The organism is Gordonia sihwensis (genome assembly GCF_029632925.1).
Taxonomy (GTDB): Bacteria; Actinomycetota; Actinomycetes; order Mycobacteriales; family Mycobacteriaceae; genus Gordonia; species Gordonia sihwensis.
This window is the reverse complement of sequence record NZ_CP121248.1, coordinates 1,502,067-1,517,059: the sequence shown is the minus strand read 5'-3', so window position 1 is coordinate 1,517,059 and position 14,993 is coordinate 1,502,067. Positions and strand designations below refer to the sequence as shown.

General features: G+C 68.5%; 14 protein-coding genes and 2 tRNA genes. 5 read left to right on the top strand and 11 right to left on the bottom strand.

Annotated features, from left to right (window positions below):
- Nucleotides 1-23: 23 nt before the first annotated feature.
- The 5 genes from clpX to P5P27_RS07300 form a co-directional block, all read right to left on the bottom strand.
- Nucleotides 24-1,313, bottom strand: coding sequence for an ATP-dependent Clp protease ATP-binding subunit ClpX (gene clpX / locus P5P27_RS07320; protein WP_045537004.1), 1,290 nt, complete (start codon nt 1,311-1,313; stop codon nt 24-26).
- A gap of 102 nt (nt 1,314-1,415) precedes the next feature.
- On the bottom strand, nt 1,416-2,096 hold the full coding sequence (locus P5P27_RS07315; RefSeq protein ID WP_006896637.1) for an ATP-dependent Clp protease proteolytic subunit: 681 nt from the start codon (nt 2,094-2,096) through the stop codon (nt 1,416-1,418).
- 48 nt (nt 2,097-2,144) lie between these two features.
- Complete coding sequence (locus tag P5P27_RS07310) at nt 2,145-2,720, bottom strand: ATP-dependent Clp protease proteolytic subunit (protein ID WP_039867541.1); 576 nt, start codon at nt 2,718-2,720, stop codon at nt 2,145-2,147.
- Nucleotides 2,721-3,009: 289 nt separating this feature from the next.
- Nucleotides 3,010-4,380: a trigger factor gene (gene tig, locus P5P27_RS07305; protein ID WP_006896635.1), complete on the bottom strand. Its 1,371-nt coding sequence runs from the start codon at nt 4,378-4,380 to the stop codon at nt 3,010-3,012.
- A gap of 87 nt (nt 4,381-4,467) precedes the next feature.
- Nucleotides 4,468-4,541: transfer RNA gene (locus P5P27_RS07300), tRNA-Pro, on the bottom strand.
- Nucleotides 4,542-4,697: 156 nt separating this feature from the next.
- Between P5P27_RS07300 and P5P27_RS07295 the strand changes: the two genes are divergently transcribed.
- A tRNA-Gly gene (locus P5P27_RS07295) sits at nt 4,698-4,771 on the top strand.
- Nucleotides 4,772-4,863: 92 nt separating this feature from the next.
- Here P5P27_RS07295 and P5P27_RS07290 read toward each other — a convergent pair.
- Both P5P27_RS07290 and P5P27_RS07285 read right to left on the bottom strand, forming a co-directional pair.
- A complete protein-coding gene (locus P5P27_RS07290) occupies nt 4,864-5,568 on the bottom strand; it encodes an adenosylcobinamide amidohydrolase (RefSeq protein WP_278127062.1) in 705 nt (234 codons plus the stop codon).
- Between the two features lie 35 nt (nt 5,569-5,603).
- The gene (locus P5P27_RS07285; protein ID WP_278127060.1) at nt 5,604-6,806 is read right to left on the bottom strand and encodes a benzoate/H(+) symporter BenE family transporter; all 1,203 of its coding nucleotides are present in this window, start codon (nt 6,804-6,806) and stop codon (nt 5,604-5,606) included.
- A gap of 77 nt (nt 6,807-6,883) precedes the next feature.
- Here P5P27_RS07285 and P5P27_RS07280 point away from each other — a divergent pair, with 77 nt between their 5' ends.
- A complete protein-coding gene (locus tag P5P27_RS07280) occupies nt 6,884-7,414 on the top strand; it encodes a helix-turn-helix domain-containing protein (RefSeq protein ID WP_006896632.1) in 531 nt (176 codons plus the stop codon).
- Between the two features lie 148 nt (nt 7,415-7,562).
- A complete protein-coding gene (locus P5P27_RS07275) occupies nt 7,563-8,258 on the top strand; it encodes a L,D-transpeptidase (protein WP_278127058.1) in 696 nt (231 codons plus the stop codon).
- Between the two features lie 87 nt (nt 8,259-8,345).
- On the opposite strand, the gene P5P27_RS07270 is transcribed toward P5P27_RS07275, so the two are convergent.
- From P5P27_RS07270 to P5P27_RS07260, 3 genes are all read right to left on the bottom strand, one after another.
- Nucleotides 8,346-9,236: a PE-PPE domain-containing protein gene (locus P5P27_RS07270; protein WP_278127417.1), complete on the bottom strand. Its 891-nt coding sequence runs from the start codon at nt 9,234-9,236 to the stop codon at nt 8,346-8,348.
- 80 nt (nt 9,237-9,316) lie between these two features.
- Nucleotides 9,317-10,135 carry an Fpg/Nei family DNA glycosylase gene (locus P5P27_RS07265; RefSeq protein WP_278127056.1) on the bottom strand — a complete coding sequence of 273 codons (819 nt, stop codon included), beginning with the start codon at nt 10,133-10,135 and terminating at the stop codon, nt 9,317-9,319.
- A 6-nt stretch (nt 10,136-10,141) separates the two neighbouring features.
- Nucleotides 10,142-10,615: a ribose-5-phosphate isomerase gene (locus tag P5P27_RS07260; protein ID WP_278127054.1), complete on the bottom strand. Its 474-nt coding sequence runs from the start codon at nt 10,613-10,615 to the stop codon at nt 10,142-10,144.
- 53 nt (nt 10,616-10,668) lie between these two features.
- Between P5P27_RS07260 and P5P27_RS07255 the strand changes: the two genes are divergently transcribed.
- Nucleotides 10,669-11,691 (top strand): M48 family metallopeptidase, encoded by a 1,023-nt coding sequence (locus P5P27_RS07255; protein ID WP_006896627.1) that lies wholly within the window; start codon nt 10,669-10,671, stop codon nt 11,689-11,691.
- A gap of 14 nt (nt 11,692-11,705) precedes the next feature.
- On the opposite strand, the gene P5P27_RS07250 is transcribed toward P5P27_RS07255, so the two are convergent.
- Nucleotides 11,706-12,326, bottom strand: a complete 621-nt coding sequence (locus P5P27_RS07250) for a mycothiol-dependent nitroreductase Rv2466c family protein (protein ID WP_006896626.1) — start codon at nt 12,324-12,326, stop codon at nt 11,706-11,708.
- A gap of 70 nt (nt 12,327-12,396) precedes the next feature.
- Here P5P27_RS07250 and pepN point away from each other — a divergent pair, with 70 nt between their 5' ends.
- Nucleotides 12,397-14,979, top strand: a complete 2,583-nt coding sequence (pepN, locus tag P5P27_RS07245) for an aminopeptidase N (RefSeq protein WP_278127051.1) — start codon at nt 12,397-12,399, stop codon at nt 14,977-14,979.
- Nucleotides 14,980-14,993: the final 14 nt, after the last annotated feature.

The window sequence follows — 14,993 nt, the reverse complement described above, 5'->3', positions numbered from 1 at the left end:
ACCGGCCGTGTCGTGATTCTCGGTCAGGCCGACTTCTCGCGCGGCCCCTCGTCTTCGCTGCGCGGCACGATGGTCGGCAGCACGTTGTCGCGCACCGTCTCCCCCGTGACGACCACCTTGGCCACATCGTCGCGGCTCGGAATGTCGTACATCACCGGCAGCAGTACCTCTTCCATGATGGCCCGCAGACCACGCGCTCCGGTTCCCCGGTGGATCGCCTGGTCGGCCACTGCTTCGAGCGCGTCCTGACTGAACTCGAGTTCGACGTTGTCCATCTCGAACAGGCGCACGTACTGCTTGACGAGCGCGTTCTTGGGCTCCGACAGAATCGAGACCAGCGCTTCCTTGTCGAGGTTCGCGACCGATGCGACCACCGGCAGGCGCCCGATGAACTCGGGGATCAGACCGAACTTGATCAGATCCTCCGGCATCACCTCGGCGAAGTGGTCGGTCGTGTCGACCTTGTCCTTACTCGGGACGTCGTTGCCGAAGCCGATGCCACGCTTGCCGATCCGCTCGTCGACCACCTTCTCGAGGCCGGCGAACGCACCCGCGACGATGAAGAGCACATTGGTCGTGTCGATCTGGATGAACTCCTGATGGGGATGCTTGCGGCCGCCCTGCGGCGGCACGCTGGCCTGCGTTCCCTCCAGGATCTTCAGCAGCGCCTGCTGCACGCCCTCGCCCGACACGTCGCGGGTGATCGACGGGTTCTCGCTCTTGCGGGCGATCTTGTCGACCTCGTCGATGTAGATGATGCCGGTCTCGGCCCGCTTGACGTCGTAGTCGGCGGCCTGGATCAGCTTCAGCAGGATGTTCTCGACGTCCTCGCCCACGTAGCCGGCCTCGGTCAGCGCGGTGGCGTCCGCGATCGCGAACGGGACGTTGAGCATCTTCGCGAGGGTCTGCGCCAGGTACGTCTTGCCGCAGCCCGTGGGGCCGAGCATGAGGATGTTCGACTTCGCCAGTTCCACGGGCTCCACCGCGGACGAGCGCTTGTCGCCGGACTTCTTCTCACCCGCCTGGATGCGCTTGTAGTGGTTGTAGACGGCCACCGCGAGGGTGCGCTTGGCCGAATCCTGGCCCACCACATAGTTGTCCAGGAAGTCCCGGATCTCCGCGGGCTTGGGCAACTCGTCGAGCTTCACATCGCTGGTCTCGGCGAGTTCCTCCTCGATGATCTCGTTGCAGAGGTCGATGCACTCGTCACAGATGTACACCCCCGGACCTGCGATGAGCTTCTTGACCTGTTTCTGGCTCTTGCCGCAGAAAGAGCACTTCAGGAGGTCACCACCGTCTCCCATTCGCGCCACTACGCCCCACCTACTTCCCTATCTGCGGACAACCTCGACGGTACCCGCGCACGATGCCTTCGACGAGCCGAAATGCGGCAGTCGCTGAGATTCGACGCTCGCTCAGCTCCGCGCCGACTTCTTGCGGTAGTCGAACACCTCGTCGACGATTCCGTACTCCTTGGCCTGGTCGGCCGTGAGGATGTTGTCGCGGTCGGTGTCCTTGCGGATCTTCTCCGGGTCCTGGCCGGTGTGCGAGGCGAGGATCTCGTCCAGCCGCCTGCGGATACGCTCGATCTCCGCCGCCTGGATCTCCAGATCCGACACCTGGCCCTGGTAGGCACCGCCGGTGCGCGGCTGATGGATCAGCACCGTCGCGTTCGGCAGCGCCGCACGCTTGCCCGGCGTGCCGCCGGCCAGCAGGATCGCCGCGGCCGAGGCCGCCTCGCCGAGGCAGACGGTCATCACGTCGCAGTGCACGTACTGCATGGTGTCGTAGATGGCGAGCATGTCGGGCACGCTGCCGCCGGGCGAGTTGATGTACATGGTGATGTCGCGGTCGGGGTCCTGGCTCTCCAGGACCAGCAGCTGGGCCATCACGTCGTTGGCGACCGTCTGATCGATGGGCGTTCCCACGAAGACGATCCGCTCTTCGAACAGCTTGGCGTACGGGTCGTACTGGCGCTGGCCGTTGGGGGTGTTCTCGATGAACGACGGCAGGATGTACCGAGCCTCGATGCTCTTGAGCGCCAGGGCCGCATCCGGGATGCCCGCGCGGACGTCGGCGGGAAGCAGGTTAGTCATGTTCTCTCCGTAACCGGTGAAGTGAGGTGAACGTGGGTGGCGACGGGATCAGGCGACCGCGCCCGCGCTGGTCACGACGTGGTCGACGAAGCCGTAGGCCTTGGCCTCCTCGGCGGTGAACCAGTTATCGCGGTCGGCGTCCGCCTCGATCTTCTCCAGCGGCTGGCCGGTGAACTCGGCGTTGAGCCGGTTCATCTCACGCTTGGTGGCGGCGAACTGCTCGGCCTGGATGGCGATGTCCGCGGCCGTGCCACCGATGCCCGCCGACGGCTGGTGCATCATGATCCGCGCGTGCGGCAGCGCGTGACGCTTGCCCTTGGCGCCGGCGGCCAGGAGGAACTGTCCCATCGAGGCGGCCATGCCCATCGCGTACGTGGCGACATCGCACGACGCGAGCTGCATCGTGTCGAAGATGGCCATCCCCGCGGTCACACTGCCGCCCGGCGAGTTGATGTAGAGGTTGATGTCCTTGGTCGGATCCTCGGCCGCGAGCAGCAGGATCTGCGCGCAGAGGCGGTTCGCGATGTCGTCGTCGACCTGGGTGCCCAGGAAGATGATGCGCTCGCGAAGCAGACGCTCGAAGACCGAGTCGGTCAGGTTCAGGCCGACTGCGCCCGAGCTCATCGAGGGCGTGTACAGATTGCTCACTGAGATGTCCCATCTGTCTAACGGTGCGGATCTCCCCGGAAGGTCTCGTCGACCGAGTCCATCGGACGCATCGCGCCCGTCCTTCGGAGAAGCTGTCACCGAGATTAATCAATTCCACCCCCGGGGTTGTTCCTCCGACACCCCTTATTCGCTTACAGCGGAACGGCTCGGCGGATGTTCGATCCCCGGTCGAAGGCCCTCTGACAGCGCGACAGCCGGGACGATCACTCGTCCCGGCTGTCGCGGTGGTGTCGGAGGCCGGCGGTCAGGCGTCCTCGGCCTCGTCGGTCTCGGCCTCATCGCTCTCGGTGTCGTCCGCCGATCCGAAGAAGGCCTTGGTGTCGATGGTCTCGCCGTTGGTGTCGGTGACCTTGACCTCGCCGATGACCTCGGCGAGCGCCTTGTTGCGGCGCACGTCGGCGTACAGCGCGCCGATCTGGTTGGCGTTCTGCAGCTGCTGGATGAACTCCTGCGGCGCGATGCCGTAGCGCTGCGACTGCATCAGGATCTGCTGGGTCAGCTCGTCCTGAGCGACCTCCACCTCCGTCGCGTCGGCGATGGCGTCGAGCAGCAGCTGAGTGCGCACCGACTTCTCCGCGTCGGCCTTGCTCTCGGCGTCCCACTCCTCGCGGGTCTTGCCCTGCGCTTCGAGGAAGCGGTCGACCTGTGCGTCGTCGTGTCCGAGGGCGTGGACCAGCTGGTGCTGAACGGCCTCGACCTCGTCGGCGACGACGGACTCGGGCAGCGGGAAGTCGACGGTGTCGAGCAGCTGCTCCAGGACGGCGTCACGGATGGCGCCCGCCTGCTCGTACTTCTTCGAGTCGGCGACCCGATCGCGAACGCTGTCACGCAGTTCGTCGACGGTGTCGAACTCCGAGGCCATCTGAGCGAACTCATCGTCCAGCTCCGGCAGTTCACGGACCTTCACCGAGTTCACCTTGGCCGTGATCTCGGCGTCCTCGCCGGCATGGTCACCGGCGACCAGCTTGGAGGTGAAAGTGGCCGAGTCGCCGGCCTTGACGCCCTCGAGCGCCTCGTCCAGGCCCTCGATCAGGGTGTCGCTGCCGACCTCGTGCGAGAGACCCTCGGTGGAGGCGTCTTCGACGGTCTCGCCGCCGACGGTCGCCGACAGGTCCAGTGACACGAAGTCGCCGCCGGTGACGCCGCGGTCGACTCCGACGAGGGTGCCGAACCGGCCCCGCAGGTTGTCGAGCTCCTCTTCCACGTCGGCGTCGGCGATCTCGATCGGGTCGACCTCGACGGCGATGGACGAGAACTCCGGCAGTTCGATCTCCGGGCGGACGTCGACCTCGGCGGTGAACTTCACCGGCTCGCCGTAGACGAGCTCGGCCAGATCGATCTCGGGCTGACTGATGGCCTTGATCTCGGCCTCGGTGACGGCCTGCGAGTACTTCGCCGGAACGGCGTCGTTCACGACCTGCTCCAGGATCGCCTGCCGGCCGACACGCGCCTCGATCAGCTTGGCCGGAGCCTTGCCCGGGCGGAAGCCGGGGATGCGGATCTGCTGGGCGAGCGACTTGTACGCGCGGTCGAAGTCACCGGAGAGTTCCTCGAACGGAACCTCGACATTCAGCTTGACTCGGGTCGGGCTCAGCTGCTCGACGGTGCTCTTCACGGTGTTGGTACTCCTTGTCGGTTCGTGCTGGCAGTTCGTACTGTCGGGCCGTTCTCCGGCGGTGCCGTCGGGCCTGCGACATCTTCGTCGGGATGACAGGATTTGAACCTGCGACCCTCCGCTCCCAAAGCGGATGCGCTACCAAGCTGCGCCACATCCCGTCGGGCCACGCCGAACACCGGCGGGACCAAAGGAACATAGTACGGGCCGAAGCGCCGCCACGACGAACCCGCCTCCCGTTTTGTGAATCGGCGCGAGGCTCGGTAGAGTTCTGCAAGCGCGCAGCGCGGCCGGGACTCCCGGCACGTCAGCCGCACGCGGGTGTAGCTCAATGGTAGAGCCCTAGTCTTCCAAACTAGCTACGCGGGTTCGATTCCCGTCACCCGCTCCAGACAACGCTTCAGGGCCGGTCTCCGACACAGGAGGCCGGCCCTGAAGCATCGTGAGCGTCTCGTCCCGTCCGGTCCGGGGTTAAAGGCGGGGTCAGAGCCCGCCGTCGCGGAGACGCCGGGAGTAGTCCTGAGCGCCGTGGCGCACCGCGGCGTGGACGGCCCGCGCGAGCGCCCCGCCCCAGTGCGACCGCGGCCCCGCGAAGGGCTCGGGTTCTCCGCCGTGATCGCAGACCACCACGACGGCGTCCGATGCGGTTCCGGTCGCCGGGTACCCGGCCTCGAGCAACGCCTGGGTCTTGGCTTCCGTCACGGTGATGACGGCGTTCACCAATGCCGCGTCGGTGAGGGCCACCGGAACGTCGACGGTGATGTTGACGGTCCCCGGCACAACGGTCCCGGGCACCGGCCGGTCGGACGGAAGCAACGGCGCCAGTTCCGGATCCGCGGCATCGACGGGCGCCGCCGCCCAGGTCGGCACCCTCAGCCCGACGGTCGCCGACGCGGTGACAGCACCGTCGGCGCATGTCACGGTCCGATCCACCGCCGCCGCGGTCAGCATGCCCACTCCGCGTCCGCGCAGTCCGCTGCCCGCGGCGACCTCCCGGAGATGCGCCACCGGGTCCATCCGCCGATAGTCGCCGGGGACCTGCACGTTGAGCACCCACTCCACTGCTCCGATACCGCCGCCGAGCATGGCCGACGAGACACCGCGACGTCCCGGCCCGACGCGCCAGAGACTGGTGACGAGCGGAGCCTCGTCGCCAAACGCCCGAAGGAACTGCAGGTCGATGCTCATATCGCCGTTCACGCTAGCCGAGAACGACGGGCCGCTCACGGCCTGCCGACACCCAGCCCGCGGAGCACGATCCCGGCGAGCAACGCCCAGAAGGCCGAACCGACCCCGACCACCGCGATCCCCGATGCCGCGACCACGAACGTGACCGCGGCCGGCAGCCGATCGTCGACCTGCGACATCGCTGCCGCGCAGGCACTCGCGAAGGCTCCGAGGAGTGCGACGCCGGCGACCGCCTGAACGACCCCGTCGGGCGCCGCGAGCACCACCGCCACGAGCCCGGTCGACGTGAGTCCGAGGACGAGGTACGTGACGCCGGCGCTCAGCCCGGCGACCCACCGTCGTTCCCGATCGGGATCGGCGTCGGGCGCCGCGGCGAGGGCCGCGCTGATCGCGGCGAGGTTGATCGCGTGTCCGCCGAACGGCGCGGCCAGCATCGATCCCACGCCGGTGACCGTCATCGCCGGACGCCAGGGAACGTCGTAGCCGAAGCCGGCCATCACCGCGACGCCCGGTATGTTCTGCGCGGCCATCGTCACCAGATACAGCGGCACCGCCGCCCCGATCGACGCGCCGACGGTCCACGACGGCGAGGTCACACTCAACTGCGGAATGAAGTCCGCCAATCCCGGACCTCCGCCGTCACGCGCGAGAGCTATTCCGATCACCACGAGCGCGGCCCCGAACGCCCCGGGCACCGCCCACCGCGGTCGCACCTTCAGCAGCACCAGCCACACCGCCAGCACGGGTCCGACCGCCGCCGGGTTCGTCGCCAGCCCGCGGAGGGGTTCCACGCACAGCGGCAGCAGCACGCCCGCCAGCATCGCCTGCGCGATCGACACCGGAATCCGCCGCACCAACTTCGCGAGTCCGGGCCACCACCCGGTGACGACGAGAAGCACACCGCACGACAGAAATGCCCCGACCGCTGCCGACCACCCGCCGGCGACCGCCCCGGTGGTCGCCAGCAGCGCCGCCCCCGGCGTCGACCACGCCGAGGTGACCGGTATCCGGAACCGCCACGACAGCAGGACCGTCGCGGCACCCATCGCCACCGACACCGCGAACAGACCGGACGCGGCCTGCGCGGCATCGGCCCCGACGGCCCGCAACCCGGCCAGGACCACCGCGAAGGACGAGGTGAAGCCGACGAGCGCGCAGACCACCCCTGCTCCGACGGGTACCGCGATCGATACCCGCTCGCGCCCGCGCACCCCGGCGTCCCGCGTGGTCTCAGTCATGGGACTACCGTTCCATAAACCGAACGTTCTGTAAACCGAACGGTCCTGAGGGTGTTCCCGCCGTACCATCGGCAGACGTGAACGACCTCGGAATCGCCGACCGGCTGCGCGAGCTTCGGCTCGCGCGCGGGTTCAGCCTGTCGGAGCTGGCGCGCCGTGCGGACATCGGCAAGGCCACGCTGTCGGAGATCGAGAGCGGCCGCCGCAATCCCAACATCGAAACCCTCTACGCCCTGTGCGAGCCGCTCGACGTCCCTCTCACCGGCATGCTGGGCGAGACTCCCGGCGCACACGGCACCGCGGCCGGCGGCATGGTGACGGTGCTGTTGTCGACGCGACATCTCGACGGCGCGACCATCGAGGTGTTCCGCCTCGAGTTCCCCGCAGGGGCGCGCCATGTCTCGCCGTCGCACGGCGAAGGGGTGCGCGAACAGCTGTCGGTGGTCTCGGGGACGCTGATCGTCGGCGTCGCCGACCGTCCCGCGACGGTGCACGCAGGAGAATGCCACGCGTGGACCAGCGACCGGGAACACGTATTCGCCGCGCCGGACGGTCCGGCCGAGGCGGTCGTCGTGATCACCACCCACTCCACCACCTGTGACCGATGACACCCCACTGACCTGCCGATTCGCCCGATTCACAGGTGAAGTTCACCCGGAATGTGTTGGCGCGGGTACAACGGTTGTGTAACGATACTCTTCGAGCGCCCACGGGGGTGGCGCTAGTTCACGACCACGAAATGAAGGTAGAGACCACGTGTTTTCCACCAAGTCTTCGAGCCGCCGGGTGAGCCGGACCGCTCGAGTCGTTGCTGTGGCAGCCGGTGCGGCTGCGCTGGCGATGGGGGCGCCCGCAGTGGCCGAGGCAACGCCGGTCACCGTCGTTCCCGGCCTTCCGCCGGTCCAGGTCCCCGATCTGCCGACCGTGCCCGGGCTGCCGCAGGCGCCCGCGCCGAAGCCGAAGCCCAAGCCTCAGCCGCAGACCACGACGCCGGAGAAGCCGGCCGTGCCTGCCGAGCCGAACGTCAAGAGCCCGACCGGCTGGGTCGCGCTCGCAGTCGACGGCGACCACCAGATCTACTGGTGGAAGAACCACGAGTTCGTCAAGCAGATGCCGATCTCGATGGGCACCGACAAGCACCCGACTCCCAATGGCGTGTACCACACCAAGGAGAAGTACCGGGACATGTACATGGACAGCTCCACGTATGGAGTGCCGGTCGACTCGCCCGAGGGCTACCGCACCTACGTCGAGTACGCCACGCGCATGTCGTGGGACGGTATCTTCATCCACGCCGCTCCCTGGTCGGTCGCTCAGCAGGGCGTCTCGAACGCCAGCCACGGCTGCATCAACGTGAGCACCGAGAACGGTAAGTGGGTGTACGACAACATCGGTCAGGGCACCCCGATCGTCGTCCGCGGCACCGTCGGCGGTCAGTACACCGGCGACTAGTCGGCGTGCACTGACGATTACTGTCAGAGACACATCAGAAGCCGGGCCTCCCCGATCAGATCGGGGAGGCCCGGCTTCGTGTGCGCGTCACCCGGCGCGGCTCAGCTCTCCCATGGTCGCCTGCAACTGCAGCCAGTGGGCCAGCGTCTCGCATCCGGTGGTGTCGGGCGCCGTCATCGGGGCGCGACGGTACGGTTCGCTCGCGTACGAGACGTGACGTCCCCCCAGCGGATTGCGCACCCGCCAGCGGCCGAGTTCGACGGTCGGCGGCAGGTATCCGCGGATCTCGCGGGCCGCGGCGCGCAGCCGCACCACATCCCGGCGCCACTGAGCCGGCGAGAAGCGGGTGGCATCCGCGTTCTGCATGCGCCGGCTCATCACCCGAGCCGTCGCGTCGACCACCCACTGCCGCAGCGCGGTCAGCGACAACGAATCGGTGAGGTCGGCGATGTCCCGGATCAACGAATCGTCACTGGCATTGCAGATCATGTCCGACGGCGCTCCCACCCAGTACGCGGGGAGATCGTCGGGCAGATCCGCGCCGGGGCCGGCGACACCCCAGCCGTTGCAGCCGTCGATCACGCCGGGCGGCTGATTCGGATCCGCGACGAAACCGACCGCCGCGATCGCGCCCGCGAAGCGCAGACTCGCCGGGTGGGCGAGCAGCGTCCTGATCACCGCGGCTCCCTGCGAGTAGCCGATCAGCATCACGGGCCGCTCCGCCGCGGCGATGGCCCGCGCCAGGTTGGTCACGCCGGCCGACACGCTCTCGACGTAGCTGACGCCGTCGTGCGCGGGTGCCGGACCATAGCTGGCCGGGTAGCCCACCCACCGGGATTCGAAGCGGGCGTCGAGGCGGTCGGTGACCGCCCGCAGGAGTCCGGTGACCTCGGTCCGCGTGTCGCCGTCGAACGACTCCCCCGTGCCACCCACGACCAGAACCGTGAATTTCAGTGTCGCACCCATGTCTTCGAGCATGCGCCATGAGTCTTTGAGTCGCATCCGGTGGAGGATGAGGAAACGCTGAGGACTTCGACCGGCTCACCCGAGGTGGGTACTCACCGCTGACAGTTCGGGCACCAGAAGAGGTTCCGGCCCTCCATCTGCTCGGATGCGACGGTGGTACCGCACAACCGGCACGGCTCCCCCGCCCTGCGGTACAGGTAGGTCCGCGGGCGGTCGGGCGCATACGCGGGGGCGCCGTGATCGTCGGACGGCCGTACCACGTGGATGTGGCCGCGCCGCACCCCGATCGGCATCAGATGGAGGAGATCGGCCCACATCTCGTCGAACTCGTCGCGGGTCACCGCGACACCTGGGCGATGCGGGTCGACACCGGCGCGGAACAGGACCTCGGCGCGGTAGATGTTGCCGATGCCCGCGATCACCCGCTGGTCCATGAGCAGCGAACCGATGGCCCGGCGCGACCGGGATACGGCGCGCCACGCGATCTCCGGATCGGCGTCCGGGCGCAGCGGGTCCGGTCCCAGCCGGGCGACGAGGGCGTCGAGATCGTCAGGCGTGTACAGCTCACACGCATTGGGCCCGCGCAGGTCGATTCCGAGGACGTCGCCGATCAGCCGCATCCGGACTTGTCCCGTCGGCTCCGGCATCGGCAGCGCTTCTTCGCGGAAGGTGCCGTAGATGCCGAGGTGGATATGGACGATCCGGCGGGTGGCTGCGGTGCCGCGGCGACCGTCGTCGTAGCGGTGGATCAGGTGTTTGCCCCACGCCTCGGCGCGGCGGAAGACCATGCCGTCCAGAAGGGCCGCTTCGTGAGCGAAGCGGCCCTGGGGACTGGAGACGGATAGTCGCTGCCCGCCCAGGAGACGTTGCTGCCGCCGGGCCAGCCGGTGCAGCGCATGCCCTTCGGGCACCGCCTGCTACTCGCCGGGAAGCGCGGGTGCCTCGCCGGTGCGCTCGTACTCGGCGAGGATGTCGATACGACGCTGGTGACGCGGTTCCTCCGACCACGCGGTGGAGATGAACGCATCGACGATCGCCAGCGCCTCCTCCTTGGAGTGCATGCGTCCGCCGATGCCGATGAGCTGCGCGTTGTTGTGCTGGCGCGCCAACTGCGCGGTCTCGACGCTCCACGCGAGCGCACAGCGCGCGCCGGGGACCTTGTTCGCGGCGATCTGCTCACCGTTCCCGCTGCCGCCCAAGACGATTCCGAGGCTGCCGGGATCGGCGACCGTGCGCTGCGCGGCCGCGATGCAGAACGCCGGGTAGTCGTCGAGGGCGTCGTACTCGTGCGCACCGCAGTCGACGACATCGTGGCCGCCCGCGGTGAGATATTCGGAGATCTGGTTCTTGAGTTCGAAGCCCGCGTGGTCGGCACCGAGATAAATCCGCATGGCGTCAGTCTAGGGCCTGCGCGGCGGCGGACCGGCACGGGGAGGCCAGTAGATTGGTGGTCGTGGATACCCACGGGCCCATTCCCTCAGTCCCCGGCGTCGACGATCCGCTGATCGTCGAACCGCCCGTCGATCTGCCCGGCCCCGGTGCCGTGTGGCGACCGCCCGCCGCCTACGCGGGCGCGCCGCGGCGTCACCCGTGGGAGATTCCGGTGCTGGTGGTGGGCGTGCTCATGGCGGTAGCGGCGTACGCGGTGGTGGTCGTGCTGGTCGCCGTGGGCGCGGTCTCCGAATGGCTGCTGCTCGCGCTCGCGCTTCCGCTGCTCGTGTTCCTCGGACGCGGTCTGAATTACGCGAACATGCGGGTCAACGCGGTGCAGCTGAGCCCGACGCAGTTCCCCGACGGCTATCGCATGCTGGTGGAGGCAGCCGCCCGCTACGGAATGGAGTACGTGCCCGACGGATACGTCGTCAACGGCAACGGCGCCATCAACGCCTTCGCCTCGGGGCATGGGTTCCGCCGCTACGTGGTGGTGTACTCGGACCTGTTCGAAGTCGGCGGCCGGGCACGCAGCCCCGAGGCCCTCGAGTTCGTGATCGGGCACGAGGTGGGACACATCGCCGCCGGTCACGTCTCCTACTGGCGACAGCTCTTCAGCAGTCTCATCATGGGGCTCCCCCTACTGGGATCGCTTCTCTCACGTTCGCAGGAGTACACGGCGGACAACTACGGCTACTACACCCGGCCCGACGGCGCGCACGCGGCGATCGGCCTCCTGGCGGGCGGCAAGTACCTGCTCAGTGCCGTCGACTTCGATCAGTTCGCCGACCGCGCGGTCCACGAGAAGGGCTTCTTCGTCACGCTCGCGAACGCGGTGGCGTCGCATCCGGTCCTCACCTGGCGTGCGGCGGCACTGCGCGACCGGACACGCGCCGGTGCGATTCTGCTGCGGCCCAGGCAGTTCGTGCGCGGTTCGGGCAGCGGCAACGTGGTGCCCGTGCCGCCGCCGGCGCCACCGGCCTCGACCGCTCCCGGCAGCCTGCCCAACCAGCTCGAACAGACCCGCACCTACTGAGGCGCGCGAACCGATCAGCCGAACTCGGGATCCTCGGTGCGGGTGCGCTTGAGCTCGAAGAAGTGCGGGTACGAGGCCAACGCCACCGTGCCGTCCCAGACTCGGCCGGCGTCCTCGCCGCGCGGAATCCGCGACAACACCGGGCCGAAGAAGGCGACGCCGTTGACATGGATGGTGGGAGTCCCGACGTCGTCGCCGACCTTGTCCATGCCCGCGTGGTGACTGACCCGGATCGCGCCGTCGAACTCGGTGGAATCGGCGGCACCGGCGAGGTCGGCCTCCAGACCCGCGGCCTGCAGCGCAGCCGGGATCACGATGTCGTAATCCTTGACGCCCTCATTGTGGAACCGGGTGCCCATCTCGGTGTACAGGCGCGGCAGCACCTGCTCCCCGTGGCGCGCGGCGGCCGCGGCGAGCACCCGAACCGGCGTCCATGCCGTATCGAGCATTGCGCGGTAGCTCTCGGGCACGTCCCGGTTCTCGTTGAGAACCGCCAGGCTCATGATGTGGAAGTTCACGTCGATCGGGCGGACCTTCTCGGCTTCGAGGATCCAGCGGGAGGTGATCCAGCACCACGGGCAGAGCGGATCGAACCAGAAGTCGACGCGGTCGGTGGAGGAAGCGTTCTCAGCCATGCACCCATTCAACCACCGCCGAGGCGGCGGCCGGCGGCGTCGGAGGCCACCCGCCACTACTGTTGACACCGTGAGCGCACCAAATCTGACACGTGACCAGGCGCGGCAGCGCGCCGCCATCCTCTCGGTCCAGAACTACCGGATCGAACTCGACCTCACCGACGGCGCCGGCGCCCCCGGCACCGAGCGATTCGGCTCCACCACGACCGTGACCTTCAGCGCGACTGCAGGCGCCACCACCTTCATCGACCTCGTGGCGCCCAAGCTGGTGTCCGCGACGCTCAACGGCGAAGAACTGGACGTGAGTGCCTTCGACGAGTCCACCGGCCTCGAGCTCCCCGGGCTGGCCGCGGAGAACACTCTCGAGGTGGTCGCCGAATGCGCGTACTCGAACACCGGCGAGGGGCTGCACCGTTTCGTCGACCCGGCCGACGGCAACGTCTACCTCTACTCGCAGTTCGAGACCGCCGACGCCAAGCGGATGTTCGCATGCTTCGACCAGCCCGACCTCAAGGCCTCCTACTCGGTGACGGTCACCGCACCGGGGAACTGGCAGGTGATCTCCAACGGCGCCCCCACCGGTGAGCCCGGCACCGCGGCCGACGGCGCGCTGGTGCACCGGTTCGCGACCACGGAACGGTTCAGCACCTACCTCGTCGCCCTCATCGCCGGACCGTACGCGGTCTGGAACGACGAGTACTCCGACGAGCACGGGACGATCCCCCTGGGCCTCTACTGCCGAGCATCACTCGCCGAGCACATGGACGCCGAGCGCCTCTTCGCCGAGACCAAGCAGGGATTCGGCTTCTACCACCGGGTCTTCGGGGTTCCGTACGCCTTCGGCAAGTACGACCAACTGTTCGTCCCCGAGTTCAACGCCGGCGCCATGGAGAACGCCGGCGCCGTCACCTTCCTCGAGGACTACGTGTTCCGGTCGCGGGTGACCCGTTACCTGTACGAGCGGCGCGCCGAGACGGTGCTCCACGAGATGGCCCACATGTGGTTCGGCGACCTGGTCACGATGCAGTGGTGGGACGACCTCTGGCTCAACGAGTCGTTCGCGACCTTCGCCTCGGTCCTCTCCCAGGTCGAGGCCACCGAGTACACCAACGCGTGGACCACCTTCGCCAACGTCGAGAAATCGTGGGCATACCGGCAGGACCAACTGCCGTCCACCCATCCGATCGCCGCCGACATCCCCGACATCGCCGCGGTGGAGGTCAACTTCGACGGCATCACCTACGCCAAGGGCGCGTCGGTGCTCAAGCAGCTCGTCGCCTACGTGGGGCTTGAACCCTTCCTCACCGGCCTGCGGGAGTACTTCGCCGAGCACCGCTTCGCGAACGCCACTTTCGCCGACCTGCTCGGCTCGCTCGAACGGGCGTCGGGCCGTGACCTGTCGGACTGGGGTGCGCAGTGGCTCAAGACCACGGGCATCAACGTCATGCGCCCCGAATTCGAGACCGACGCGAACGGTCGCTTCACCTCCTTCGCGGTGCTCCAGGAGGGCGCGGCGCCGGGTGCCGGCGAGACGCGCGTGCACCGCATGCGGATCGGCGTGTACGCCGACGAGGGCGGCAAGCTCGTCCGCAGCCACGTCGTCGAACTCGACGTGGAGGGTCCGCGCACCGACGTTCCCGACCTGATCGGCGTCGAGCGGGGCCGACTGGTACTGCTCAACGACGACGACCTCACCTATGCGTCGGTACGGCTCGACGCCGACTCGCTGGCCACCGCGACGGCTCGGATCGCCGACATCGCCGACCCGATGCCCCGGACGCTCATCTGGTCGGCCGCGTGGGAGATGACCAGGCAGGCCGAGATGAGCGCACGCGACTTCCTGACGCTCGTCGGCGAAGGCATCGGAGCCGAATCCGAAGTCGGCGTGGTCCAGCGGGTCCTACTGCAGGCGGTCACCGCACTGGAGTCGTACGCCGACCCCGCCTGGGCCGCGCAGACCGGATGGCCCACGTTCGCCGGGCGCCTGCTGACTCTGGCACAGAACGCCGAGAGCGGCTCCGACCATCAGCTCGCCTTCGTCAACGCGCTGCTGGGCGGCGTCACCCGCGACGACCAGCAGCCGCTGCTCCGCGCGCTCCTCGACGGCGACGAGCCGGCCGATCACGGACTGCCGGGCCTCGTCGTCGACGACGAACTCCGCTGGAAGCTGGTGAAAGCCCTCGCGACCCACGGCACCGTGGGCGACGACGTGATCGACGCGGAGGCCCGCAGGGACAACACCGCGGCCGGTGCACGGCACGCCGAGGCGGCGCGCGCGGCGCGACCCGACGCCGAGGCCAAGGCGACCGCGTGGACGCGTGCCTTCGACGACGACGGCATCGCCAACGTCACCGTGCGGTCGATCGTCGAGGGTCTGGTGCGTCCCGGCCAGTCGGCATTGCTGTCCGACTACACGCAGCGCTACTTCGACGATGTCGCGGCGCTGTGGGACCGGCGCACGAGCGAGGTCGCGCAGACGGTCGTGATCGGTCTCTACCCGTCCTGGGACATCACCGACGCGGCGCTGCAGAAGGCCGACGCCTTCCTGGCCGGTGACCATCCGCCCGCCCTGGCGCGTCTGATCGCCGAAGGCCGGGACTCCACCGCCCGCGCACTGCGCGCCCGGGACCGCGACCGCCGCTCGTCCGAGTAGCGCGCCCGCGGGCA